This is a genomic window from Corynebacterium sp. HMSC075F02 (genome assembly GCF_001838335.1).
GTDB lineage: Bacteria > Actinomycetota > Actinomycetes > Mycobacteriales > Mycobacteriaceae > Corynebacterium > Corynebacterium jeikeium_D.
The window spans coordinates 90,937-116,049 of record NZ_KV836302.1; the positions used below are offsets into that span (position 1 = coordinate 90,937).

Genomic DNA, 25,113 nt, shown 5'->3' on the forward strand with positions numbered 1-25,113 from the left:
GCAAAAGTCAATGAGTCAGACTCAATTAAGTCGGGTATCGAAAATTTCCAACTAACGCAGGTTGCGCTGCTGCTGGATCTGGCGTCCCTGCGCAGCCCACGTCTTATGGCGGTTGTATCGAATTGCCTTCACCTTGCCGCGATTGCCCAGGTACGCAGACACCGCTGCCGAAATGGCGATGACAGTATCCTCGGGGATATCTGCGTCCACGCGTTTGCGCAGTTCAGCCAACTCGCTTTCTGCCTGATTCAGGCGTGCCGTGGCCTTCTGCAAGCTTGTCGAGGTCGCATCCAACCGGTCGGTCAGTTCAGCGACGAGCGCTCGCAGCTCCTTAATCTCACCGATGCCGTCAGACATTACTGTGGCCCCAATCCGTGCTTCTTGGCCGGGCGAACCTCGCGCTTGTTACGCAGAACCGACAGTGCGTCAGCCACACGCAGGCGGGTTTCCGCCGGGTCAATCACGTCGTCGACCAGTCCGCGCGAGGCGGCGACATACGGCGTCGAGAAGCGTGTCTTGTATTCGGCGATACGCTCGTCGCGCACGCGCGCCTGCTCTTCCTCGTCGCCCGCGGCGGCAATTTCCTTTCGGAAGACCACGTTGACCGCACCCTCTGCGCCCATCACCGCAATTTCCGCGGTCGGCCATGCGAATACGTAGTCCGCACCGAGGTCCTTCGAGCACATCGCCAGGTACGCACCGCCGTAGGCCTTACGCATGACGACGGTCACCTTGGGCACAGACGCTGCGGAGTATGCGTAGAGCATCTTTGCGCCGTGGCGGATGATGCCGCCATGCTCCTGGGTGACGCCCGGCATGAAGCCAGGAACGTCAACCAGGGTGACCAGCGGGATGTTAAAGGCATTGCAGAAGCGGATGAACTTTGCGCCCTTGTCCGAGGAATTGATGTCCAGCACACCGGACATCACGTTCGGTTGGTTGGCGACAAAGCCCACGGTACGGCCCAAAACTCGACCAAAGCCGACAACCAGGTTGGTGGCAAAACCCGCCTGGCACTCGAGGAAATCGCCATTGTCCGCAATACGGATGATGACCTCGCGGACGTCGTAGCCCTTCTTGCCATCGACGGGGACGATGTCGCGTAGCTCTGGATCCGGCTCGGCGTCGAATACCGGATCCACGATTGGTGGCTCTTCCGTGTTGTTCTGTGGCAGGAAGCTTAGGAGCTTCTGCGCAATCAGGATGGCCTGCTCGTCATCGTCGGCAACGAAGTCGATATTGCCGGCCTTGGCCATGTGCGCATCAGCGCCACCGAGCTGCTCGGAGGTGACCTCTTCGCCGGTCACAGACTTAATAACACCCGGACCAGTGATGAACATCTGCGCCTTGCGCGTCTGAATGATGAAGTCGGTCAGAGCTGGCGAGTAGGCAGCGCCTCCAGCACATGGACCTGCAATGATGGAAATCTGCGGCACCAGACCGGATAGCCAGACATTGTTGTAGAAGACCTGGCCATAGCCCGACAGAGAGTCAATTCCCTCTTGAATGCGAGCGCCACCGGAGTCGTTGATGAAAACGAACGGAGTGCCGTTGTCGGCAGCAGAGCGCATGGTGGCCGCAACCTTGCGGGACTGCGTTTCACCAGCGGAGCCACCCATGACCGTGAAGTCCTGGGAGGCCACGTGTACTGCCCGGCCGAGAACCGCGGCAGTGCCGGTGACCACGCCGTCGGCAGGCGCGTCGGCAGTATCCATGCCGAAGTCGGTGGTGCGGTGAGTCATGAACATCCCGGTTTCACGGAAAGTGCCCTCGTCGACGAAGTTGTCGATACGCTCGCGGGCAGTCATCTTCCCACGTTCGTGCTGCTTGGCCTGGCGGGCTTCACCGCCACCGGACTCAACACGGCGACGCTGAGCATCCAAATAATCCAGGCGCTCCGCCATCGAGGCATCGACGCCCGGCGCGACGGCATCCGCCGAATTCGGCTGGTTTGCTGAACTTTGCGACATTGCTATCTCTTCTCCCGATGTTCCTAGGCGGGTTCCACCTGGACGGTCTGCGAACGACCGCCAACGGTGACCTTGTAGCGAATTGGCTCGCGAATGGCATTGGCAGCACCTGAGGCCTGCTCCGCCTCGCGCTTGAGCTGTTCGGCAGTCTTACCGACGTTCTTCGGCCCTTCGCCGCGCGTGGTGAAGAATCCCGGTGCGACGGATGGGAACAGTGCGTTGGTCAGGACGTCCTCGGCGGTGCCGTTGTAACCGTCGAGCTCCTTGGCCTGCTCGACCAGGTCGTCCCACTCTGGCTCGAGGAGATCAGCCGGACGAACAGTGATTTCTTCCTTCTTAGTCTGTTCCGCTGCCTGCTTAATCAGCTCTGGGTTGCGCTCACCCGGGCACTGCCCGTAATAGCCGAGCATGAGGTCAGCGAACTCAGCCGTCATAACCTTGTAGCGTCCCATCAGCACGTTAAACACAGCTTGCGTGCCGACGATCTGCGAGCTCGGAGTCACCAGCGGCGGGTAACCGGCGTCCTTTCGGACAATCGGTACTTCACGCATGACCTCTTCGACGCGGTCGCCCGCGCCCTGGGCCTTGAGCTGGTTTTCCATGTTCGACAACATGCCGCCAGGAATCTGCGACATGAAAATGTCGGTATTGACCAGGGTTTTCGACTCGAACTCTGCGTACTTCGGACGCACCTTGCGGAAGTGGTCACGAATGGTAATCAGATTATCCATGTTCAGGTCGGTGGTGTAGTCGGTTCCCTCCAACATTTCCACCAGCGACTCGGTCGGGTTGTGTCCCGGCCCCAGCGACATCGACGAAATTGCTGTGTCCACGACATCCGCACCAGCTTCGATGGCCTTCATCAAAGTCACCATGGTGACACCGGTGGTCGAATGACAGTGGACGTTAATCTGGGTGTCCTCGCCGTAAGTTTCCTTGATGCCACGGATGATGTCGTAAGCCGGCTGGGGTTTCAGCAGCGCTGCCATGTCCTTCAACGCAATGGAATCCGCCCCCATATCCAGTAGACGACCAGCGAGCTTCACGTACCCGTCGACGTCGTGAAGCGGAGACGTCGTGTAGCAGATCGTGCCCTGCGCATGCTTGTCGACGTTCTTAACTGCGCGCATGGCGTGCTCGAGATTGCGTGGATCGTTGAGGGCGTCGAAAACACGGAATACGTCCATGCCGTTTTCAGCGGACTTTTCGACGAACTTGTCAACCACCATGTCCTCGTAGTGGCGGTAGCCGAGGAGATTCTGACCGCGCAGCAGCATCTGCAGGCGGCTGTTCGGCATCAGTTTGCGGAATGTCCGCAGTCGCTCCCAGGGGTCTTCGTTGAGGAAGCGAATGCAAGCGTCGAAGGTTGCGCCACCCCAGCACTCCACACTCCAAAAACCGGCCTTGTCCATTTCTTCACAGACATCGACCATGTCTTCCATAGCCATTCGCGTTGCCATGAGGCTCTGATGAGCGTCTCGGAACGCTACTTCCGTTACACCAATGGTTCGTGGACTCATAATTCCAAAAGTAAAGGCCTTTGGGAATCTTCGCGCGTTGGTGACCGCGAATATTGGTGATTCGGCGCCCGCCAAGGTGCGTTTAGAGTGTCAAATTGCCCACTTGCAGGGTTAAATACTTATTTTCACGCGAAGTTTATGCTCTTAATCGTTCGACTCGAATTTTTCCTTGGGGGTCGTTTTTGCGAAGTGCGCTCGACAGATGGGACGGATGGCGCGCCCACACGGGACCGAAAAAGGCTCATGTTTTTTACAAAACGGTTAAGGTAGTCACATGAACCAAGCAAATACAGTCGGCGATTATCAAGTATGGCCGGGTGAGCCTTACCCGCTCGGATCTACCTACGACGGCGCTGGCACCAACTTTGCACTCTTTTCCGACGTTGCGGAAAAGGTTGAGCTTTGTCTGATTAGCGCCGAAGGCGAAGAAACACGCATTGAGTTGGAAGAAGTCGATGCGCATATCTGGCACTGCTACATCCCGTCCATCATGCCGGGCCAGCGCTACGCCTACCGCGTACACGGCCCATTCGATCCGGCCAACGGTAAGCGTTGCGACCCCAACAAGCTGCTGGTCGACCCATACGCCAAGGCTTTCGACGGCGAATTCGACGGTCACCCATCACTGTTCAACTATGACATTCATGACCACTCGAAGCGCAACACCGAGGACAGCCTGGGACACACCATGACCTCCGTGGTCATCAACCCATTCTTCGACTGGGGCGCTGACCGCGCACCTCGCACGCCGTACAACGAGACCGTGATTTACGAAGCCCACGTCAAGGGCATGACCATGACTCACCCGGATATCCCGGAGGAGCTACGTGGTACCTATGCCGGTCTCGCGCATCCGGCAATTATTGACTACCTCAAGGACCTTGGTGTCACGGCTATCGAACTGATGCCGGTCCACCAGTTCCTCCAGGACGACCACCTGCGCGAAAAGGGGCTGCGCAACTACTGGGGCTACAACACCTTCGGCTTCCTGGCACCGCACCAGGACTACTCGGCTTCCCAAAAGCCAGGTGGCGCAGTCAGCGAGTTCAAGGGCATGGTGCGCGCATTTCACGATGCGGGCATTGAGGTCATCCTCGACGTGGTCTACAACCACACCGCCGAGGGCAACCACATGGGCCCAACCATCTGCTTCCGAGGCATCGACAACGAGGCCTACTACCGCCTGGTCGAAGGCGATCGCCAGCACTACATGGACTACACCGGTACCGGTAACTCCCTCAATGTGCGCCACCCGCACTCCCTGCAGCTGATTATGGATTCGCTGCGTTACTGGGTCTCCGAGATGCATGTCGACGGCTTCCGCTTCGATTTGGCCTCCACCTTGGCTCGAGAATTCCACGATGTCGATCGCCTCTCCGCCTTCTTTGACTTGGTGCAGCAGGATCCGATTGTCAGCCAGGTCAAGCTCATCGCAGAGCCGTGGGATGTCGGCGAAGGCGGCTACCAGGTCGGCAACTTCCCACCGCAGTGGACTGAATGGAACGGTAAGTACCGTGACACTATTCGCGACTTCTGGCGCGGTGAGCCATCCACGCTCGGCGAGTTCGCTTCACGTATCACCGGTTCCTCGGACCTGTATGCAAACAATGACCGCCGCCCAACTGCGTCGATTAACTTCGTGACCGCGCATGACGGTTTCACCCTCAACGACTTGGTCAGCTACAACGAGAAGCACAATATGTCCAACGGCGAGGACAACCGCGATGGCGAGTCCCACAACCGTTCGTGGAACTGCGGTGTGGAAGGCCCGACCGACGACGAGCGCATCATTTCGCTGCGCGCCCGCCAGCGTCGTAACTTCCTGACCACTCTCCTGCTGTCCCAGGGCACTCCGATGATTAGCCACGGTGACGAAATGGGACGTGGCCAGAAGGGCAACAACAACGTCTACTGCCAGGACAACCGTTTGGCCTGGGTCGACTGGAATCAGACTCGTACCAACTCTGAACTGGTCGAATACACCCAGTTCCTGACTGAGCTGCGTGCGGAACACCCAGTCTTCCGACGCCGCCGCTTCCTGCGCGGTGGCCCGCTCGGTGCGGAAACCGACGATCGTGACATTGCCTGGCTGACCTATGAGGGTCGTGTCATGACGACCGATGACTGGAACTTCGACTTCGGCAAGTCGTTGATGGTCTGGCTCAACGGCGATGCCATCACTGAGCCTGACCGCCGAGGTCACAGGATTGAAGATGACTCTTTCCTGTTGTGCTTCAACGCTCACCACGAGGACATCATGTTCCAAATTCCGGGCACCGAATACGCACACAGCTGGGAAGTCATCATCGACACCACAGAGATCACGGGTCGCCCGACCCGCGAGCGCATCGTTGAGCCAGAAGGCGAGCTCCGCGTGCCAGCCCGTTCTACCATCGTGCTGATCGAGCGGCACTAGCCGCGTCCGCGTTGGGTGTAGGGGCCTGGGCCTGGGTTTGTTCCTACACAAAAATCCCCTGTCGGCGGAAGACTTTTCTTCCACTGACAGGGGATTTTTCGGCTCTGAGTTCAACTCAAAACAGGGTTTGGGTCAACACAGCACTGCGGGAGCCGAGCTGGCGTGAAGTCTTCTTACGCAGATGCGCGCATATTGAACTCCGCCTGAGAGTTCAACCAGTACTCCGGCTCGGTGTCAAAGTAGTCGGACAGTCGATTTGCGAGGTCAGTAGTGACCGCAGTGCGGCCGGTGCGAAAGCGCTCCAGAGTTGAGCTTGGCACGCCGATGGCAAGAGCCAGTCGGTAGATAGAGAGGTGTCGCGGCTCGAGGAAATTATCGTTCAAGATAGAACCAGGGTGCACAGGATGCGTGCTCAAAATGTTTACTCCTTATTTCATCGCTTCACTGGCATACGTTGTTTCCGCTTTGCCCTACGCTTGAGCTCGAAAGCTCGAACGACCAGTTACCGCCGTTCGTCGAAAAGTATAAGGAGCGCCCGCTCAAAATGCATCCGGACATTTAACCCCCCAAAACATGTGGTTTTCAGGGGTACAGACACCCCCACTGTCCGAACGCTCCATAAATATTCCTATTTTTGTGGGCATTTCCACATTGTCGGAAGCCATGTGTACTCGGCGAGAACCGCAGGTACCGCAGCCTCTATGGGGCTCAATCCGCCATCGGCGCTACCATCTAGTGCATGACTACGACCACGCCATCCTCCGAGCCCGCCGTCGTCTTCGAGCTCACAGGCGACACGGTGACTATTACCGCAGATGGGCTCCGCCTTACCCACACCATCAACACGGCTAGCACCGACCCCGCGAAGCCCCTCCCGCTTGCCGACGTTGCGGAGGTCGCATCGGCAAGTAAAAACGGTGTCTACACTCCGGCCAACCGCTTTTTCCCCGGCACGGTGGACCTCGGAGTAGCTTTGCCAAAGGCCCGTGTGATGCCTCATCGTCAGGCAGCAGCGCAGTTGCTGGCAGACCTCGTGGCGGAGATGGCCAAGAATCCGGAGTTCTACAACTCAGCAGATGCTTTTACTTCCACGTTGATGCCGTGGGTGGCACAGCGTGCGGCGGTCACCGAAGGCGTGAGTGTGGTTGAGGGCGCGGGCGACGTCGTAAAGCAGTCTGTGCCTTTTGCACCGCTTCCTACGGGGGATGAGGTTGCGGCGTCGGACATCGCACCGTTTGCGGCGTTCGATGTAGAGACAGCGAACGAAGACACCGGCTCGATTATTCAGCTTGGCGTTGCGGTCGTGCGTGGCGGGAAGGTGACGGAGCGTTATTCCTGGATGTGCCGTCCGCCAAAGGGGCTGGAGTATTTTGATGAAGCCAATGTCGCGATTCATGGCATCACGGCGGCGGATGTGGCCGGTGAGCCGTCATTTCCGGAGCAGCTGGCGAAGTTTGTTGACGTCGTTGGGGATTTGGACGTAGTTGCTCACAATGCGCGGTTTGATTTCACAGCCCTGTCGCGGGCGTGCCGGACGGAAGGCATTCCAGCACCGAAGTTGAATTTTGCGTGTACTTATATGTGGGCTCGGCAGATGCAGTTGGGGCTGCCCAATTTGAAGCTGCCGACATTGGCGGAGGCCGCGGGGGCGTCGCTGGAGAATCATCATGATGCGACGGCAGATGCGGTCGCATGTGCTGAGGTAGCGCTGTGGTTGATGGAGCAGCAGCGCGCAACATCGGTGGCTGATTTGAGCCAGAAGGTCTCGCTGAGCTTGGGCCAGATTGGCAGTGGACGAGTGCGGATGGTGCGCTATGACCCGGCTGGTGTCGCCAGCACTGGCGCCGGGACCAACGCGGGAACTGGTACTGGTGCTGGTGCGCAGTCCGGCAGTTCCGCGCCGTCACGTCGGCCGCGTCGCAATGCGAAGTGGGATGCGGCCAAGACACCGGACACCATTCCAGACCCGAATCCGGACGCGGATCCAAGCGGCCTGCTGTACCAGCAGCGGGTGACGCTGACCGGCGATTTTGCCCCGTATGACAAGGGCTTTCTGTGGGATAAGATCGCCTTTGCAGGTGCGAATATCAATAAGGGTGTCACGAAGAAAACGACCATTTTGGTCGCCGGTCCGTGGGATTCGGTGACGTCGAAGGAGAAGAGGGCTCGACAGCTGCAGGCCGAAGGCCAGGAAATCCAGATTTGGACTGAGAAGGAGCTCTTCACCGCACTCGGGCTGAATCCGGAAGAGGATGGCGCGTCCGAAGCAGGAGACACTGCGGAAGGGACACCTAGCGCCAGCGCCGGAAACAACTCCAGTGAGTCGGTTCCGTTGTTCGGTTCTACTTCCCTGCCCGGCGATGACGGAATGCCACCCTTCTAGGCCACGTTCACGAGAAGAAATTCGCATTCGGACGGCAGGCGCAGACTCTGGGGCTAGCTGCTGCCACAGCGGTCAGGCAGCAGCTTTTCCTGGTGGGCGGTATAAAGGGGAACATGAGTCGCCGACCAATTACGTCCACCTACCGTCTCCAACTCCGTGGCCCCAAGGCCGACCCAAACGGGCGCGCTTTCACGTTCGCTGACGCGGCTGAACAGGTCGGCTACTTGGCAGACCTCGGAATTTCACACCTGTATCTGTCGCCTATCCTCACCGCCGTACCGGAGTCTAACCATGGCTACGATGTCATCGATCCGACGACGGTGAACCCGGAGCTCGGCGGCATGGAAGAGCTGCAGAAGCTCGCGCAGGTGGCGCACAAGGCCGGTCTGGGCATCATTATCGACCTGGTACCGAACCACCTCGGTGTTGAGGAGCCCAAGCTCAATGCCTGGTGGTGGGACGTTCTGACCTATGGCAAGGATTCTCAGTTCGAGCCATACTTCGACATCGACTGGCACGAGGACAACGGTGCCAACGGCAAGATGGGGTTGCCGATTCTGGGCTCCCCGGAGGATATCGACAAGCTGGAGCTCGACACGTCTGGTGACGAGCCACTTCTGCGTTACTACGACAATGCATTCCCGGTGCGCCCCGGCACCGAGGACGGCACCCCGCAGGAAGTACATGATCGCCAGGCCTATCGCCTGATGTACTGGAAGGACGGGGTCATTGGCTACCGTCGATTCTTCAGCGTCAACGGTCTGGCCGGCATCCGCCAGGAAAACCCGGTGGTATTCGAGCACACACACCGCATCATCCGCGAGCTGCTAGCTGCGGACATCATTGACGGTGTCCGCATTGACCACCCAGATGGCCTCAGCAACCCATTCGGATACCTCAGCGAGCTGCGCCGTCTACTCGGCGATGACAAGTGGCTGGTTATCGAGAAGATTCTGGGTGCCGAAGAGCCACTGGATCCGAGGCTCCAGGTTGACGGCACCACGGGTTACGACGCCCTGCGTGAGTTCGACAATGTCTTCGTCAACCGCGACTCCCGAGACGCCATGAGTATGTTGGCTCTGCAGCAGTCCGGTTCAACCTGGGACAAGACTGCCGTGCAGGCAACTGCGCAGGCTCTCAAGCACGATGTCGCTGCTCACGAGTTGGCTGCAGAAGTCCGTCGTCTAGCACGTGCCCTGCGCCGCGATAACTGGTCTATCAACGGTACCAGCGTCAGCGATGAGGTACTTATCGACACCATCTGCAAGCTGGTCGCTGCCATGCCTGTCTACCGTTCGGACTATGTCTCCCTGTCGCGAGTGGCTTCCACGGTCATTGGTGAGATGGCAGCGCGTTTCCCCTCGCGTGTCTTTGCCCTCGACCTCATTTCGGCAGGTTTGGTAGCCGGTGGTGAGGCCGCCACGCGGTTCGCTCAGGTTTGTGGTGCGGTCATGGCAAAGGGTGTCGAAGACACCACCTTCTACCGTGCCTGCCGCCTGATCAGCCTAAACGAAGTCGGCGGTGATCTCGGTCGCTACGGCATGTCTGCGGCGGAGTTCCACCTGTTGCAGTCGGAACGTGCTCGCCTCTGGCCACGAACCATGACCACGCTGTCCACGCACGACACCAAGCGCGGCGAAGATGTCCGCGCCCGCATTCTCCAGCTCTCCGATGTCTCCGGCGACTGGGCTGAAAATGTCCGCAACTGGATGGCCATCACCCCCGCCCCTGACGATGCCACCGGCTACTTCCTGCTGCAGAACATCATCGGAGTCTGGCCGACCGACGGCGTAATTACCGATGAACTGCGCGAACGCCTCCACGACTACGCCATTAAGGCCATCCGCGAGGCAGATGTGCACACCTCCTGGACGGAGCCGGTCGAGGAGTTCGAACTCGGCATTCGCAGCTGGATCGACGCGCTTCTCGACGGCCCCCTGACCGACTCCATCACAGAGTTCGTCCGCTCCATTGCGCCAGCTGCCCTGACCACGTCTCTGTCGCGCAAACTCCTCCAGCTTGTCGGCCCCGGCATCCCCGATACCTACCAGGGGACGGAGTTCACAGAGGACTCCCTGGTTGATCCCGACAACCGCCGGTTCGTCGACTACGATGCGCGCGTCGCGGCGCTGGATAAGGTTGCTCGCGATGAGGTCACGTCGGTAACTAAGAGTCCAGAGCACCCAGCTGAGCTGCCGGAGGACTTTACGGATGCCGATGCGGACGTCGCAAAGCTGATGGTGACTCACCACGGCGTGAAGCTACGTGCGGAGCGCCCGGAGTCCTTCGTCGGCGGTGCCTACCAGCCAGTATTCGCCGTTGGTGTGGGCGAGCGTCATCTGGTCGGCGCGGCGCGTGGACCGAAGGGCGAGCCGGAAGATGTTATCGCGCTGGTGACGCGCCGTCCGCTGGGGCTGCAGCGCGAAGGCGGTTGGGGCGACACTACAGTGACACTTCCCAAGGGGTTTTGGACCGACCGTTTCACCGGCCATACCTGGTCGGGCACCATCGCCGTGGCTTCTCTGTTCAGCTCCTTCCCAGTAGCACTGCTGGTACGCGAGGACGATGACGACTAAGCGCATGAAGGATTCGCTTGCCGACGGTTCCCGCGATCAGACCCGCAAGGCTCAGTTGGCGGAGGATCGAGAGGTTACACGTGCGCTGCAGTCGAAGTACGACTCGTGGGCAACTCGGCACCCCACCGCCGCGCAGGACTTTGTCGATGCGATTAAAGAGATTCTCTCCGATGCCGGTTTGGCCTTTGACAATGTCACGGCGCGGGTGAAGTCTTTCCGCTCATTGCGGCAGAAGGCCCTGCGTCGTGAAGCGGATGGCAGCTACGTCTACCCTGACCCGTGGCACGATATCCACGACATCATCGGTGTGCGTGTAACCACGTACCATTCGACGGAGATTCCCGCGATCATGGATGCGCTGGGAGATTCGCTGACTGTGCTGCGTAGGATTGACAAAACCGCGGAGACACGAATCAGCGGCCGGTTGGGATACGGCTCCCAGCACTTGATCTGCAAGGTGTCGACGGCGGCGCCGTCAGAGCTAGCTCCATATGCGGATATGCAGTTTGAGGTGCAACTGCGCACTGTGCTGCAGCATGCGTGGGCGGAATTTGAGCACGATATTCGCTATAAGGCCCCTGAGGGAGCGACAGACCCGCGGATTGATCGAGCTTTTGCGCTGGCCGCTGGCCTTATTGAGCTCGCGGATCAGCAGTTCGACCAAGTCGTTGCCGTGCTGGAGGAATCCACGCCGGACGATTCCGCGCAGGGAGAGGGCAAACAGCCCTCAGCTCCGGCAAAGACCACAGCCGATGACATTGTGGTGACTGAGGAAACCCTACCCGGCGTGCTGACGATGCTGCTTCCAGATGCGCCCCGATCGAAATCAGAACATTACGGCTGGGCAGAAGAACTGCTGGAGCGCAATGGCATTCGCACTGTCGGGCAGCTGCGAGAGCTACTTAATCCACAGCGCCTCAGTGCGGTAAGCAAGGCCATGAAGTACCGCTTTAACCCAGGCCATGTGCGTGTTATCGATGACCTACTACTAGCGGCTCGCGGTGAAAAGCACATCAAGGCCACTGCAGATACCAGCCATAACCCGAAGCGTCGACCAGCCCGTTTGCGCGCACGGTTGCAGCAACTAGCGGAGGCCGGGATGCCTATGAGCGACGTCCCCGAAGACGATCGAGCTGACGGCGATCGCGCTTCGTAGGCCGCCCGGCACCGCGATCGCGCATCGGCATCGATGCGAGAATCTCCCTCGGAGGCGGTGGCGGAGAGTGGTCGATATAGCACTGCCTGGCCACCGGAGCTCCGACCCGCTTCTTCACCGTCTTGGTGACCTCAACAATGTGTTCGCGGTGGTTTGCCCACAGTCGCACTCTGTCCCCTGGGACGACTAGAACTGAGGGTTTCACGGCTTCGCCGTTGACTTTGACGTGGCCGCCACGGCACGCATCTGCGGCCAATGAGCGAGTTTTCAGCAACCTGACCGCCCAAATCCAGGCATCAATACGCACTGGCTCGGTAGACAATTGCTGCTGAGCAGGCATTTACTGCGGATCCTTGTAGTTCACAATCCGCTGAACCTTTTGCCAATTGAGAAAACCACCGACCAGGCCGACTACTGCCAGGATGAGGAATAGAGACATGCTTCCGGCTAGAAGTCCGAGCACTGCACCGCCGACGACACCACTGCCTGCCCATACAACGGCATTGCGGGAGTACTTTCGCACCGCGTTCTTGCGGAGCTCAATGGGGTTCTGAGGTTGGGGCTGAAGATAGCTCATGGAGTACATATTAGAGCGTTCTGGTCGCCCTGACGCATCGCATAGGTCGATAGGGCGTACAATTCGGGAAAAATTTCTACAGCTATAGCAAACCTGCTAGATATTCCTATTTGGGTAGGTAATTAACACAATGGCGTAGGTTGATTGCTAGTGTTAGTCCTATGACAGAAACTGTCCGCCCCCGCCACCGCATGGTCGACCGCGTTGCGGCGATCCTCGAACTCGTTGCGCGCTCTAACGAAGGTCTAACCCTCACTGACATCGCCCACACGCTGAACTATCCGCTCAGTACCACGCAGGGCCTTGTCAACGGTCTGACTGTGACAGGTTACCTTGACGAGTCCAACAAGCGTTACACGCTCGGCATGGCGCCGTTTCTGCTCAATGTCATGGCCGGTCGTCGCATGGTCAACGTTCCGACGGCTGAGCTCGAGGCGATTCACAACGAAACTGGCTTGATTACCGTGCTGGCACTGCCGGTTGGTGGCAAGCTTTTCTACCTCAAAACCGTCGGTGAATCCATGCGCTACCAGTACCTGACGGAGAACTTCCTGCCGCGCTCGCTGTTGCGCACCTCTGCAGGTTGGGTTTTGATGAGTCGGTTTGAAAAGCGCGAACTGTGGTCCTACCTGAACTCCGCGCGGCCGGAAGACCAGGTCTATGTGGATGATTTCCTCCGCCAGGCCGGGGAAATCGCAGAGACCGGCGTCTGTGCTGCCCCGGGTATTGCCGAAGGCGGTGGCGTTGACGGTGTCTCTATCGCAGTGGAGGAAGACGGTGCTACTGTCGCGGCAGTCTGCGTCTTCGGTCGGCCAGAAAAGATTGCGGAAAATAAGGACGAGCTGGTGGAAATTCTCAAGCGCCATCGCGGCGCACACAACGGCGAGGAATCCCCGAACCAGGGTTAGTGGCTGTTAAGCGCGCAGCTCCCACCAGATTTCGCCACCGTCCGTAGACGGCTCGCTAGCTCCCTTAGTCAGCGCCTGCATTTCGCCGTCAAGCTGGGCAATCCCATCGGCAGTCACCGCGATGGAAAACTCCACGTTCTGGCCCCACCGCGTTTCCACGATCTCATAACCACGAGCACGCAATTCCGCTTCGATGCGACCGGCATCTGCGGCGGAGACACTCACTACCCTCAAGGCTCTTTGCACGCGTCGCATGCGCGTGACTTTTTCTAGACACTCTAAGACCGAATCCGAATAGGCCCTCACAAGCCCACCCGTGCCTAATTTGATGCCGCCAAAATAGCGGATCACTACGGCGGTGACATTCGTCATTCCAGAGCCCTGGAGCACATCGAGCATCGGGCGCCCTGCCGTGCCACCAGGTTCACCGTCATCTGAGGATCGCTCCACCCGATTCCCTCCGACGACCTCATGAATGTATGCGCTGCAGTGGTGGCGAGCATCCGGGTACTCCGCCTTGGCCAAATTGATGACCTCTCGGGCGCTGTCTTCGTCGTCGGCACGCGCGATCCACGTAATGAAGCGAGATTTCTTAATCTCGATTTCATTCGTGACGATGTCACCGTCGGCGGGGACAATCAGCTCGATGTCACGCTGATTCTGCGTCGCTTCGGTCGAAGTGGATGGCTCGGTGGTCATAGTGTCCATTGTTGCCTATGGGCTTAGTGCACACCCAATCACCGCCGCTCGGTACTTTTCTCGACCTCACCTTTGACTCCCCTCGAATCCGCGGTGTTCGAAAACGTTTCCCTGTGCCCATCCGCTGACTGACCTACCATGGTGCCCATGAGCAACTACCGAGTCTGGGCCCCGTACGCTTCCGAAGTTCGTCTGCTGTTGGGCAATCCTGACGCGCCGGCGATTTTTGATATGCATCCCATCGCTGACGCGACCGATGACTACGGCGCCAACTCTGGTTGGTTTGAAGCTGATGTGGCTCGCACACCGGGGGATCGCTACGCATTTTCGCTGCGGGCACATGCGGGATTCGGCGCGCCTGACGACGAATCGGGGGACGGCTCCTCCCCCGCTGTCGGTGACTGGACAATACCGCTGCCAGATCCGCGTTCCCAGTCGCAGCCGGATGGTCCGCATGGTTTCTCCGAGGTCGTTGACCTGGGTGCCTATAAGTGGAAGGACTCGGCCTGGTCGGGCCGGATTCTGCCAGGAGGTCTGATTTATGAGCTGCATGTGGGCACCTTCAGCGATTCTGGTGATTTCGAAGGTTTGGTGGAACATCTAGACCACCTGATTGAGCTGGGGGTAACACACATTGAGCTGATGCCAGTGCAGCCTTTCGGCGGTGACCGCAATTGGGGCTATGACGGTGTGTCCTGGCACAGCGTGCACGAGGGCTACGGTGGCCCGCGGGGTCTACAGAAGCTAGTTGATACGTGCCACCGAAAGGGTTTGGCTGTCATCTTGGATGTGGTCTTTAACCACTTTGGCCCAGACGGCAACTATGTGGGGTTTTTCGGTCCCTACACCGCTGGTGGTTCGACGGGTTGGGGTGAGGTTGTCAATCTCACTGGCGACAACTCTGATGAGGTGCGTGCGTATATTTTGGATGCAGTGCGCCAATGGCTGGTGGATTACCACGTCGACGGTCTTCGTCTGGACGCAGTCCATGCCCTGCATGACGAGGGCGCATTCCACATTCTGGAGCAGATGCAGGTTGTCGCAGACACTGTCGCAGCCGAGACTGGTATTCCGCGTTCTTTGATTGCAGAGTCCGACCAGAATGATCCGCGTTTGGTCCGTCCGCGCGCCGCTGGTGGCTTTGGCCTCAACGCTCAGTGGGATGATGACGTCCACCATGCACTGCACACGCTAGTATCTGGCGAGGACCACGCCTACTACTCAGACTTTGGGTCGGTGGAAGCGCTAGCTAGTGCTTTGGAAACTGGCTTCTGGCATACGGGCACAATGTCGACGTTCCGTGGTCGCACTCATGGTCGTCTCTTCGACCTGTCTGTACAGCCCATGCATGCTTTCGTAACGTACACGACCACACATGATCAAACGGGAAACCGCGCTGTCGGTGACCGTCCGTCGATGAACCTCACTCCGGCGCAGCAGGTTTTAAAGGCAGCAGTTATCGCCTGCAGTCCTTTCACCCCGATGCTTTTCCAAGGTGAGGAATGGGGCGCCTCTACCCCGTTTGCTTTCTTCTGTTCCCATGAAGATCCGGAGCTGCAGCGGCTCACGCGCGAGGGACGCCTACGTGAGTTTGCCCGTGCCGGGTGGGATCCGAAGGAGGTATCCGACCCATCCGATCCAGAGACCTTTAACCGCTCGAAGCTCAATTGGCAGGAGGTCTCGGAGGGCTCGCACGCCACTATTCTGGCGGCCTACCGCGATCTCTTCGCGCTGCGGAAGTCACACCCGTCGCTTCGCACTCCGTGGTCGGCATCTGTAGTGACTGAGTATGACGAGGACAATCGTTGCCTCGTCGTTGTGCGCAGCCAGGATGAGCGCGAAATGGGTGCCCGAAACTCGGATGCCTTTGAAACTGTCGCTTTGGTTGCGAATTTCTCCGACGCCGAAACCAGCGTCAGCCTGGATTCCGAGTTCGGTTCCGCCCACCTGCTACACACTTTTGAGGACGCAGCAGCCAGCATCGTCAATGACGAAGCTGCTGGTCCCGAAATCTCGCTTCCAGCGTGGGGCTACGCTGTCGTCTCGCTCAGCTAGTCAGCCGGATTTTCAGCCTCGGTGTCGGACTCTTCCTCATCCGCCGCACCCGACTCGGGTGCTGGCCACGGCAACTCGGTGACATCACCGTGGAGGACGTGAGCCACCAACGCGTCTGCGATGAGAATATCGCTCATCACCAACGTCGGAACCAGGTCCGCCAGCTGAGCCCACATCGGAATCAGCTCACGGACAGCGGCGACACTGGCATCAGAGTTCTCAGCCTGAGTACGAGCCAATACGCGGGCAGCCACTGCAATAAGCAGTGACGTTCCCGGCACCAGAGTCCAGTGCAGCGAAGGATCATCCGCATCGATGCCGTCGAGCTTGTGGAAGCGCACATTGACCGCCTTGCGCAGTCGTGGAGACGCCTTCGATACCGTCTTAAACAACACCCGAGAGGCGGCGGCAAGCTGGGTCATGACACCGGATTCCACAATCTCAGCACGATTGCGTACCACTTCGTAGATTGCGGTGAAGCGAGCGTCATCGTCGGTCAGCGGACCCGGGACCATGCGGTAAGGATCAAAGACCTGCGACAGAATAGCGCTGGCCTGTGCTTCCGGCAGCGAGGTAATCTGCACCGAGCTCTGGTCGATAGTAGCGGACTCCAGGGTGGTGTCCTGGCCGCTGGCAGCAATGTCCAGCAGTCCCTGGCCACCAGTTGTGCGCAGGTAGTCCAGCTGACGAGAACGGTCCACGCTCTCATCAGTGAGATCCGCCAATGCTGCCAATGCACCGAGCCACGGCACACGGCGACGCCCCGGCACTGGCTTAGTAGCGCTGAAGTCTCCCAGCACGAGTCCGGAGGCGATAAACATACCCGGCTGATCGTCGAGCGCGATGACTGAACGGTTCAACGCTGCCAGACCGGCGCGTGGTTCGGCACACAAGATCGCACCCAACCTAGGTGCGGCCAGCAGCGGATTCGCCTGCGCCATGTCGGTTGCACGACCAGCCCGCAAGGTCGCCAGTAGTGTCCACAAACGTGCGAGCTGATCCTGATTTAGCTCGCCCCACAGTTCCTGCGCGCGAGCAACGGGATCGGTGTCCTCGCCATCGAGGTCGATAGCCTCTGCATCATCGACATGATTCAGAATGGTCGACCCGGCCGCCGGCCACTGCGGGTGGCGTTCCTTTTCCACACCGAGAGTCACCTGCGCGACAAATGGGCCGAGGCCGCGGAGCTCGTCGGGAAGCTCGCATTCGCCCTCCACGACTTCGAGGGCGACGGGTTCGCGCCACGGCTGACCGGCGGCCCAGAGCCACAGGGTCATCGGCAAGTGCGAAACGTCGTCAGCGACATCAACCTCGATGATGTCAGTGGCTTCATCGTTGAAGGCAATCTGGCGGATGGCATCGCGGGAGGAAGCCTCCACCAGTGGTACAGACAGGCGCTTCCGTCCCGTCACACGTGTCCAGTCCAAACTGATGCGCAGAGCCTTCAGCAGGGAGATACGGTCTGCAAACTTGCCGAACTCCGCGTAGCCAGTATCGCCGAAACGCTTGATGGGGACACGACAGATGTCGCGCTCACCGCTGGAAACTGCAACATGCGCATGGCGCAACTCGCCCGGGGCACTGACGACAATCTTGCCGAAGGCATCGACACGCTTCGGGCGGGTGACCAATGTAGTGGTGCGGCGGGCGACGGATTCGTCGGCAAGCGGAACCTCAAACTGCAGCGTGCCTGGCGTGACCTGCAACTGCAGCCATGCGCCCTCGTCGGTGGAAAGCTCGACGGTACCTGTGACTTCGTCCGCCCCGAGGCGCACGATAGCGGGCTCGGCGTCAAGCGGCTTGTCGCCGGAGACAACGCGGATGTCGGCGGGGCTCAGACCGTCGATGGTTGGGATGCGGAATCCGTCACCACCACCGCTGTAAGTGATCGTGAGGTCTGCCTGCTCCGCAATGGCGAAGTGCTTCTGGAAGCTGCGGCCACGCGGATTGACCAGGCGAACCACGAACTCGCCGACCCACGGGTAATCATCATCGGTAAGGATCTCAACCTCGCCACCCGCGGCGGGCACCTCGAGGTCATAGACCATGACGGAATCCGTGGTAAACGCACCATAGCCACCAAAATCGGTGACGATGGCGCGCCAGGACTCGTCCTTACCGGACAGCGTCGGCGGGAACACAGCGACCGGACCACCGGCGTAAACCGGGGTGCCGTAGGCAGACACCGTGCCGTCGAGACGCGCGTGGGGCATGGTCATTCGCGGTTGACGCTGCGGTGATGCCGAGCGAACCTCGCCAGCCGCCCCAGACCGACGAACCTGAACTGCATGAACATCGCGAAGATCGATCTCAGCGACTTGCCACAACTCCCAGTTAAATGGGCGCGGGTCCGATAGCAATGGCACCTCAGCACCCGTAACGGGGTCAACGAGTGTGGCATCAACCGGGTAGACCACCGTAGCGGACGTCGAGTGTAGCGAGACCTTGTCTGTGACTGACTGACCGTCGGCACCGAAAATGAGAATTGGGTCCTCAGTGCTAATCGCAGGGACTCGCCAGTGCTTCTCATCGCCAATTTCCACCAGCACATCGCGCACCGGCTCATCGATGGTCACCACTGGACGCGGCAGCGAATCCTGCAGGCCCACCACCGGCGTCGTTGCTACCGTGCCGCCGAAGGTGACACGCCAGGTCCGTCCCGCCGGATCCAGCGGCGTCGGTAGCTGTACGCCAACGGTCTGCGTCAGCTCATCGAAGTACAGCTGCGGGCGGCCGGTCGTTGCCACCACGCCCACCGCTTCACGACGATTCGCAGTACCCGCCGGACGCATACGCAGCTCTTCACGCGCAGCGGCCACCAGAATAGGCGGCAGCCCCGCATCGAGCTGGCCGAGTTCTTCCCGGGCCTCCCAGTTGGCCGGATCGGCAGCGGTGGCAATGGCGTAGCCGAGGGTTGCCTTAAACAACTTGTGTGCCTGACGAGGTGCCGTCCTGGCCAGCTGACGCAGCGCCAGCGGGTAGACACCATCTTCCGCCTCTGCGATTTCGGTCAGCAGCTCCTCGAGCAGCGGATGAACCTTCGAAAGCGCCTGTACCAGGTCATTTGATGAAGGGTCGGATAGCTCCGCTACCCCGGCAAGTTCCTCGCAGCGCTCGATAATCAGTGGCATCACTGACAGCTGCACTCCCGCGTGCAGCAGAAGCACCTGCGCTGCCCGCTGCAGCGGATCCGCGTCGGCTTGGTTGCTGTCGACGTCGTTAGGCAAACCAGCGTTGGCCAGCATTGTCGGCACTGCGGCGGCGAGGTGCTCGATGAGCGCGCCGGTAGTGTCAGCGTCTGGATCCAGCTGCAGAGCGGCTGGCCAGTCCAGCCACATTTCGCTTGCCGACGCAACACGCGCGGCGCGTCCTACCAGCGAGGCAAGGGTGACCAGCGGGTGATTGTCAACGACACTCTTCGCAGCTTCGATATCGGCGGCAGTACCGCCCGCCAGATGATGGGCCAGGAGCGTTCCCAGGAAGCGGTCGATACGCTCAACCTCGTCCATCGCCAGCCCTGACCAGACAAACAGTGGCTCAACTTTGGCCTGTGTGGCAGATTCCAACAGCCCTGGAATCCGGGTGGCCAGGTCCTGCTCTGCGGCAGCCAGCCACATTTCGACAGTCACGGTATTTTCCACTCGGACACCCTGGTCGACACTGCTTGCCCCAGTCATAGTGGGTGGACGCTCCCCTTCGCTACAAAGCTTGCTCGAAAAGATTCATTTAATTAACGGAGCTGGGAGGACTTCCTCGGAGGTTTCCCAGCTGGACCCAGCAAGTCTAGGTCAAAAAGTCATACTCTGGTGTGCCGGGTACCAGTCGGCGGCACTTCAGCGGCGAGGCATCCATGCGTGCCAGCAATTCCTCGAGGTCAGAGGCACGACGTAGCTCAATACCGACAAGAGCCGCGCCAGTTTCGCGGTTGTTGCGCTTGAGGTACTCGAACTGCGAGATGTCGTCATCCGGGCCGAGAACATCGCTGAGGAACATACGCAGCTGGCCGGGCTTCTGCGGGAAGTTGACCAGGAAGTAGTGCTTGAGGCCGCGGTAGACCAGCGAGCGCTCCATGATCTCGGCATAGCGCAGCACGTCGTTATTACCGCCCGAGATGATGCAGACAACAACCTCGTCCGGTTCAAACTGCATCTGCTCCAGAGCTGCCACAGACAGCGCACCGGCCGGCTCAGCGATGATCCCTTCGTTCTGATAGAGATCCAGCTGCGCCTCACAGACCGCGCCCTCCGGCGCAATCATCGGATGAACGCGGTTGCGGTTGGCCTCCAGGATGTGCCATGGCAGGTCACCGAAACGGGCCACCGCGGCGCCATCGACGAACGGATCGGTGTGCCCCAGCGTAATCGGGCCGTTGTTCTCCAGGGCTGCGCGCATGCAGGCCGCACCCGCAGGTTCCACACCCATGACCTGGGTGTTCGGCGACATATCCGACAGGTAAGAGGTGACACCGCTGAGCAGACCACCGCCACCGACCGGTGCGCAGATGGTATCCAGAGTCAACCCCTGGCCGGAGAGCTGCGCAATAATTTCAGCTGCGACAGTGCCTTGTCCGACAATGGTGTTGAAGGAGTCGAATGGCTCCACCATGGTGGCACCAGTGCGCTGTGCGTCAGCACGCGCCGCAGCGGCGGCCTCATCGAAGGAGTCCCCGACAACGACAATCTCAACGGCATCGCGGCCGTGGTAAGCGATACGGTCGCGCTTCTGCTTCGGCGTGGCATTGGGCACATAGATGCGCCCCTTAATACCCAGCTGGCGGCAGGCATATGCCACGCCTTGAGCGTGGTTTCCTGCAGATGCCGCAACGACGCCTGCTGCTCGCTCTTCGTCGGTGACCTGAACCATGGCGTTGTAGGCACCGCGAATCTTGTACGAGCGCACGTCCTGGAGGTCTTCCCGCTTGAGGAATACCTTAGCACCGGTGATTTCGGAAAGACGTGGGCTGAACTGCAGCGGAGTGGCCGCAATAACCGAAGAAATTCGTGCCTGCGCAATCTGAATATCGGCCGCGTGGACAAGTCGGCGTTCGGTCTGGGAAGCAGGCACAGAATTCTCACTCATGAGCTATGACTCTACTCGGTCATACAACCGGTTGCGACAATCAGGGCCACGATAAGCTACCCCAAAATGCTGGCCCCAATCGTCGCCTTCAGATCACCAATCAAGCTGGCGTCCCGGTCGACCCGCAAGTGCTCGCCGAGAACCAAAGTGGTGTGGGAATCGCCGTCGACAAGCTTGAGGTAAACGTCGGAGTCGCCTGGGTTGTCCAGCAGTACTGACTTCAGCTTGGCAATCATCTCCGGAGTGCACTGATCAGTGCGCATGGTCAGACGCAGCGGCGCCGAAGTGGAGCCATTACGGCCAAGATCCGGCAGCTTCAGGTCATCACAGACCACACTCATGCGGTCATCGCGGTACTGAACGCGGGCACGAATAAGCACGATGGCGTCTTCAGCAATGCTGGTGGCAATCATCGCGTAGGTTCTCGCAAAAGCCATAACTTCCACGCGCGCGCCGTTGTGGTCCTCAATACCGATAATCGCCCAGGGCTGGCCGTTCTTATTCACGCGACGGTCAACGCTAGAGACAATGCCACCAATAGTGATTTCGGTGTTGTTAGCGACTTCCCCACCGACGACCGTGGTCAAAGCGGTATCGGTCTGCGCGGCCAGCGATTCTTCGAACCCATCGAGTGGATGACCGGAGACATAGAGGCCCAGCATTTCTCGTTCCAGGGTCAGCTCGTGCTTGCGATCCCACTTTTCATCCGGCACACGGATTTCAAAGATGCTCTCCGATCCGGTGTCCTCTTCCCCACCGAAGCCCGCAAACAGGTCGAACTGTCCCTTGTCTGCAGCCTTCTTGGTCGACAGCACCGAGTCAATGGCTTCTTCGTGAATGAGCGCAAGGCCCTTTCGTGGGTGCCCCAGCGAGTCGAAAGCGCCGGCCTTAATCAGCGACTCGGTGATGCGCTTGTTACACGGCAGCGTCTCAATCTTGTCCAGGTAGTCCGAGAACGACGTGAACTTGCCCTTCTCCTCGCGCGTCTTCACAATCGACGCGACCACATCATGGCCGACGTTGCGGATAGCGCCAAGGCCGAAGCGAATATCCTCACCGACCGGCTCGAAGTCCATACCCGACTCATTGACATCCGGCGGCAGCACCTTAATGCCAAGGTGGCGACAGTCCGACAGATAAATAGCCAGCTTGTTCTTATCATCCGCCACCGAGGTCAACAGCGCCGCCATGTACTCAGCGGTGTAGTTGGCCTTCAGATACGCGGTCCAGTAGGACACCAGGCCGTAGCCCGCCGCGTGAGACTTGTTAAACGCGTACGAGGCGAAGGGCAGAATAATATCCCACAGCTTCTGGACAGCATCCTTGGAGAAACCATTCTCCAACATGCCGCCTTCGAAGTTCACGAACTCCTTGGCCAGCACCTCGGGCTTCTTCTTACCCATGGCCTTACGGAAACCATCTGCTTGGCCCGCGGTGTAATTCGCCAGCTTCTGCGAGATCTTCATGATCTGCTCCTGGTACACGATCAGGCCGTGTGTTTCTTCCAGGATTTCTTTCAGCTGCTCATCCAGTTCCGCGTGGATGGCGTTATAAGGCTTGCGACCATTCTTAATATCCGCGTAGTCAAAGTGCGCGTTCACACCCATCGGCCCCGGACGGTACAGCGCCAGCGATGCCACGATGTCGTCGAAGCCCGTTGGCTGCATGCGTTTGAGCAGCTCACGCATGCCGCCACCATCGAGCTGGAACACGCCGAGGGTGTCACCGCGCGACAGCAGCTCATAGACCTTCGGATCATCGGTCTGAAGGTCATCGAGCAGAACTGTCTCGCCTCGGTTGGACTTGATGTGCTCAATACAGTCACCGATAACCGTCAGGTTTCGAAGACCCAGGAAGTCCATCTTCAACAGACCGATGGCCTCACACGCCGGATAGTCCCAGCCAGTGATAATCGCGCCGTCAGCCTGTCGCTTCCACATCGGGATGTGATCCAAGAGTGGCACCGACGCCATTACCACGGCACAGGCGTGCACGCCGGTCTGCCTAACGACGCCCTCGAGACCACGGGCTGTCTCGTAAATTCGAGCCACATCCGGGTCGGTTTCAATAAGCTGACGAACCTCGGCGGCCTCGCCGTAGCGTGGGTGCTCCGGGTCGACGATGCCGCTCAGCGGAATGTCCTTAGCCATAATCGCAGGTGGCAGCGCCTTAGTAATGCGGTCTGCAATCTGGTAACCCGGCTGACCGAACTGCACACGCGCCGAGTCCTTCAGAGCCTGCTTGGTCTTCACCGTACCGAAGGTGACCACCTGCGCCACCTTGTCTTCGCCCCAGCGATCGGCGGCGTAGCGAATCATTTCATCGCGGCGGCGGTCGTCGAAGTCGATATCGATATCCGGCGCGGACGGGCGCTCTGGGTTCAGGAATCGCTCGAAGAGAAGACCGTGCTCAATCGGGTCGATATTGGTAATCCACGTCGCGTATGCAACCAAAGAACCGGCAGCGGAACCACGCCCCGGACCGACCTTGATGCCCACCTCACGGGCATGGCGGATCAACTCCGCCACGATAAGGAAGTACGACGGGTAGCCCTTACCGTCAATCACCTCAATTTCGTACTCCGCGCGCCGGATGTACTCCTCCGGTACCTCGCGCCCTTCAAAGCGCTTGCGCAGCCCCTCCATCACGTTGTGATGCAGCCATGTCGTCGGCGTCTCCCCTTCCGGAACGTCCGCCTTCGGCATGCGATCGTGCGGGTGCTCCTCCCACAGCTCGTCGTAGTCCTCAACGCGCTCTGCGATGAGCAGCGTGTTATCGCAGGCACCCGGGACTAGGTGATCCCAGGTCGCGCGCATTTCTTCGGCGGACTTAATAAAGTAGCCGTCACCGTCGAACTTAAAACGGTCCGGGTCATTGAGCGTCTTACCCGTCTGCACACAGAGCATGGCCTCGTGAGCCTTGGCCTGGTCACGGGTGACATAGTGGCAGTCATTCGTAACCAGCGGCGGCAGGTTCAGCTTCCGGCCAATCTCCAGTAGCTCACTGCGCACACGGGTCTCAATATCCAGCCCGTGATCCATCAGCTCAAGGAAGTAGTTTTCCTTGCCGTAGATGTCCTGCCACATCCCGGCGGCCTGCAGAGCCTCGTCGAACTGCCCCAGGCGCAGACGCGTCTGCACATCACCCGACGGGCAACCAGTGGTCGCGATAATGCCCTCGGCGCGTTCTGCCACCAACTCGGCATCCATACGCGGGTACTTACTAATTTGTCCCTCATACGACGCCATCGACGACAGGTAGAACAGGTTCCGCAGGCCCTGCGCATTCGCAGCCAACATGGTCTGGTGCAAGTAGGAACCGCGACCCGAGACGTCGTCTCGACGCTGATGCGGTTCACCCCACTGAATGCGCTTTTTATTAAAACGGCTCTCCGGCGCCATATATGCCTCAATGCCGATGATTGGCTTGATGCCCTTGGACTTCATCTGCCGATAGAACGCATTCGAGCCAAACATATTGCCATGGTCGGTGACACCGACCGCAGGCATTCCCTGTCGCGCAACCTCGTCGGCAAGCAAATCAATCTTCGCCATACCGTCGAGCATGGAGTACTCGGTGTGATTGTGGAGGTGCACGAAGGAGGAGTTAGCCATGAGTCCAGATTGTAGACAATCCCCCGGACTGAACAAGATTCCTTCGAACACCCAAAATGAAGCAGCCCCTTATGCCTGCACAGTTATAGCTAAAGACGTGTGCAACATCACTCTTACTTTTCCTTTACTTTTCAAAACCAGTTGACAATACTCGACATCA

At 59.3% G+C, this 25,113-nt stretch carries 16 protein-coding genes; 6 read left to right on the forward strand and 10 right to left on the reverse strand.

Annotated features, from left to right (window positions below; translation table 11 throughout):
* Positions 1–51: 51 nt before the first annotated feature.
* Genes HMPREF2920_RS00410 through HMPREF2920_RS00420 form a run of 3 tightly spaced genes read right to left on the reverse strand, consistent with a single transcriptional unit; the run spans position 52 to position 3,490 of the window.
* Positions 52–357, reverse strand: a complete 306-nt coding sequence (locus HMPREF2920_RS00410; RefSeq protein ID WP_016422965.1) for a hypothetical protein — start codon at positions 355–357, stop codon at positions 52–54.
* Entirely contained in the window at positions 357–1,970 is a 1,614-nt protein-coding gene (locus HMPREF2920_RS00415) for an acyl-CoA carboxylase subunit beta (protein WP_070545597.1), read from the reverse strand. The genes HMPREF2920_RS00410 and HMPREF2920_RS00415 overlap by 1 nt, the downstream gene beginning before the upstream one ends.
* Before the next feature lie 23 nt (positions 1,971–1,993).
* Entirely contained in the window at positions 1,994–3,490 is a 1,497-nt protein-coding gene (locus HMPREF2920_RS00420) for a methylmalonyl-CoA carboxytransferase subunit 5S (protein WP_042388769.1), read from the reverse strand.
* A 274-nt stretch (positions 3,491–3,764) separates the two neighbouring features.
* On the opposite strand from HMPREF2920_RS00420, the gene glgX reads away from it, so the two are divergent.
* Positions 3,765–5,906 (forward strand): glycogen debranching protein GlgX, encoded by a 2,142-nt coding sequence (gene glgX / locus HMPREF2920_RS00425; RefSeq protein WP_069359176.1) that lies wholly within the window; start codon positions 3,765–3,767, stop codon positions 5,904–5,906.
* 173 nt (positions 5,907–6,079) lie between these two features.
* Here glgX and HMPREF2920_RS00430 read toward each other — a convergent pair whose 3' ends face one another.
* Complete coding sequence (locus HMPREF2920_RS00430) at positions 6,080–6,322, reverse strand: HigA family addiction module antitoxin (protein WP_005510305.1); 243 nt, start codon at positions 6,320–6,322, stop codon at positions 6,080–6,082.
* A gap of 323 nt (positions 6,323–6,645) precedes the next feature.
* On the opposite strand from HMPREF2920_RS00430, the gene HMPREF2920_RS00435 reads away from it, so the two are divergent.
* The 3 genes from HMPREF2920_RS00435 (at position 6,646) to HMPREF2920_RS00445 (ending at position 12,021) form a co-directional block, all read left to right on the forward strand.
* Positions 6,646–8,289, forward strand: a complete 1,644-nt coding sequence (locus HMPREF2920_RS00435; RefSeq protein WP_070545600.1) for an exonuclease domain-containing protein — start codon at positions 6,646–6,648, stop codon at positions 8,287–8,289.
* 113 nt (positions 8,290–8,402) lie between these two features.
* Entirely contained in the window at positions 8,403–10,865 is a 2,463-nt protein-coding gene (gene treY, locus HMPREF2920_RS00440; RefSeq protein ID WP_070545603.1) for a malto-oligosyltrehalose synthase, read from the forward strand.
* Positions 10,855–12,021: a GTP pyrophosphokinase gene (locus tag HMPREF2920_RS00445; protein WP_016422971.1), complete on the forward strand. Its 1,167-nt coding sequence runs from the start codon at positions 10,855–10,857 to the stop codon at positions 12,019–12,021. Before treY ends, HMPREF2920_RS00445 begins: the two co-directional genes overlap by 11 nt.
* Here HMPREF2920_RS00445 and HMPREF2920_RS10535 read toward each other — a convergent pair.
* Positions 11,969–12,361, reverse strand: a complete 393-nt coding sequence (locus HMPREF2920_RS10535) for an RNA-binding S4 domain-containing protein (RefSeq protein ID WP_016422972.1) — start codon at positions 12,359–12,361, stop codon at positions 11,969–11,971. The two genes, HMPREF2920_RS00445 and HMPREF2920_RS10535, sit on opposite strands and share 53 nt — an antisense overlap.
* Positions 12,362–12,607 (reverse strand): hypothetical protein, encoded by a 246-nt coding sequence (locus HMPREF2920_RS00450; RefSeq protein WP_005510313.1) that lies wholly within the window; start codon positions 12,605–12,607, stop codon positions 12,362–12,364.
* Positions 12,608–12,759: 152 nt separating this feature from the next.
* On the opposite strand from HMPREF2920_RS00450, the gene HMPREF2920_RS00455 reads away from it, so the two are divergent.
* Positions 12,760–13,506 carry a helix-turn-helix domain-containing protein gene (locus HMPREF2920_RS00455; RefSeq protein WP_016422973.1) on the forward strand — a complete coding sequence of 249 codons (747 nt, stop codon included), beginning with the start codon at positions 12,760–12,762 and terminating at the stop codon, positions 13,504–13,506.
* 6 nt (positions 13,507–13,512) lie between these two features.
* Here HMPREF2920_RS00455 and HMPREF2920_RS00460 read toward each other — a convergent pair whose 3' ends face one another.
* On the reverse strand, positions 13,513–14,214 hold the full coding sequence (locus HMPREF2920_RS00460; protein WP_016422974.1) for a YigZ family protein: 702 nt from the start codon (positions 14,212–14,214) through the stop codon (positions 13,513–13,515).
* A 129-nt stretch (positions 14,215–14,343) separates the two neighbouring features.
* Here HMPREF2920_RS00460 and treZ point away from each other — a divergent pair, with 129 nt between their 5' ends.
* A complete protein-coding gene (gene treZ / locus HMPREF2920_RS00465) occupies positions 14,344–16,260 on the forward strand; it encodes a malto-oligosyltrehalose trehalohydrolase (protein ID WP_016422975.1) in 1,917 nt (638 codons plus the stop codon).
* Here treZ and HMPREF2920_RS00470 read toward each other — a convergent pair.
* The 3 genes from HMPREF2920_RS00470 to dnaE form a co-directional block, all read right to left on the reverse strand.
* A complete protein-coding gene (locus HMPREF2920_RS00470) occupies positions 16,257–19,937 on the reverse strand; it encodes a hypothetical protein (protein WP_016422976.1) in 3,681 nt (1,226 codons plus the stop codon). The two genes, treZ and HMPREF2920_RS00470, sit on opposite strands and share 4 nt — an antisense overlap.
* Before the next feature lie 106 nt (positions 19,938–20,043).
* The gene (gene ilvA / locus HMPREF2920_RS00475) at positions 20,044–21,339 is read right to left on the reverse strand and encodes a threonine ammonia-lyase IlvA (protein WP_016422977.1); all 1,296 of its coding nucleotides are present in this window, start codon (positions 21,337–21,339) and stop codon (positions 20,044–20,046) included.
* 56 nt (positions 21,340–21,395) lie between these two features.
* Positions 21,396–24,953: a DNA polymerase III subunit alpha gene (gene dnaE, locus HMPREF2920_RS00480; RefSeq protein WP_016422978.1), complete on the reverse strand. Its 3,558-nt coding sequence runs from the start codon at positions 24,951–24,953 to the stop codon at positions 21,396–21,398.
* Positions 24,954–25,113: the final 160 nt, after the last annotated feature.

Coding starts and splice junctions, on each gene's coding strand:
- HMPREF2920_RS00470 (WP_016422976.1), bottom strand. CDS start 19,937: ATGACTGGGGCAAGCAGTGTCGACCAGGGTGTCCGAGTGGAAAATACC.
- HMPREF2920_RS00455 (WP_016422973.1), top strand. CDS start 12,760: ATGACAGAAACTGTCCGCCCCCGCCACCGCATGGTCGACCGCGTTGCG.
- HMPREF2920_RS00460 (WP_016422974.1), bottom strand. CDS start 14,214: ATGGACACTATGACCACCGAGCCATCCACTTCGACCGAAGCGACGCAG.
- treZ (WP_016422975.1), top strand. CDS start 14,344: ATGGTGCCCATGAGCAACTACCGAGTCTGGGCCCCGTACGCTTCCGAA.
- treY (WP_070545603.1), top strand. CDS start 8,403: ATGAGTCGCCGACCAATTACGTCCACCTACCGTCTCCAACTCCGTGGC.
- glgX (WP_069359176.1), top strand. CDS start 3,765: ATGAACCAAGCAAATACAGTCGGCGATTATCAAGTATGGCCGGGTGAG.
- HMPREF2920_RS00450 (WP_005510313.1), bottom strand. CDS start 12,607: ATGTACTCCATGAGCTATCTTCAGCCCCAACCTCAGAACCCCATTGAG.
- HMPREF2920_RS00445 (WP_016422971.1), top strand. CDS start 10,855: ATGACGACTAAGCGCATGAAGGATTCGCTTGCCGACGGTTCCCGCGAT.
- HMPREF2920_RS00435 (WP_070545600.1), top strand. CDS start 6,646: ATGACTACGACCACGCCATCCTCCGAGCCCGCCGTCGTCTTCGAGCTC.
- dnaE (WP_016422978.1), bottom strand. CDS start 24,953: ATGGCTAACTCCTCCTTCGTGCACCTCCACAATCACACCGAGTACTCC.
- ilvA (WP_016422977.1), bottom strand. CDS start 21,339: ATGAGTGAGAATTCTGTGCCTGCTTCCCAGACCGAACGCCGACTTGTC.
- HMPREF2920_RS00420 (WP_042388769.1), bottom strand. CDS start 3,490: ATGAGTCCACGAACCATTGGTGTAACGGAAGTAGCGTTCCGAGACGCT.
- HMPREF2920_RS00415 (WP_070545597.1), bottom strand. CDS start 1,970: ATGTCGCAAAGTTCAGCAAACCAGCCGAATTCGGCGGATGCCGTCGCG.
- HMPREF2920_RS10535 (WP_016422972.1), bottom strand. CDS start 12,361: ATGCCTGCTCAGCAGCAATTGTCTACCGAGCCAGTGCGTATTGATGCC.
- HMPREF2920_RS00410 (WP_016422965.1), bottom strand. CDS start 357: ATGTCTGACGGCATCGGTGAGATTAAGGAGCTGCGAGCGCTCGTCGCT.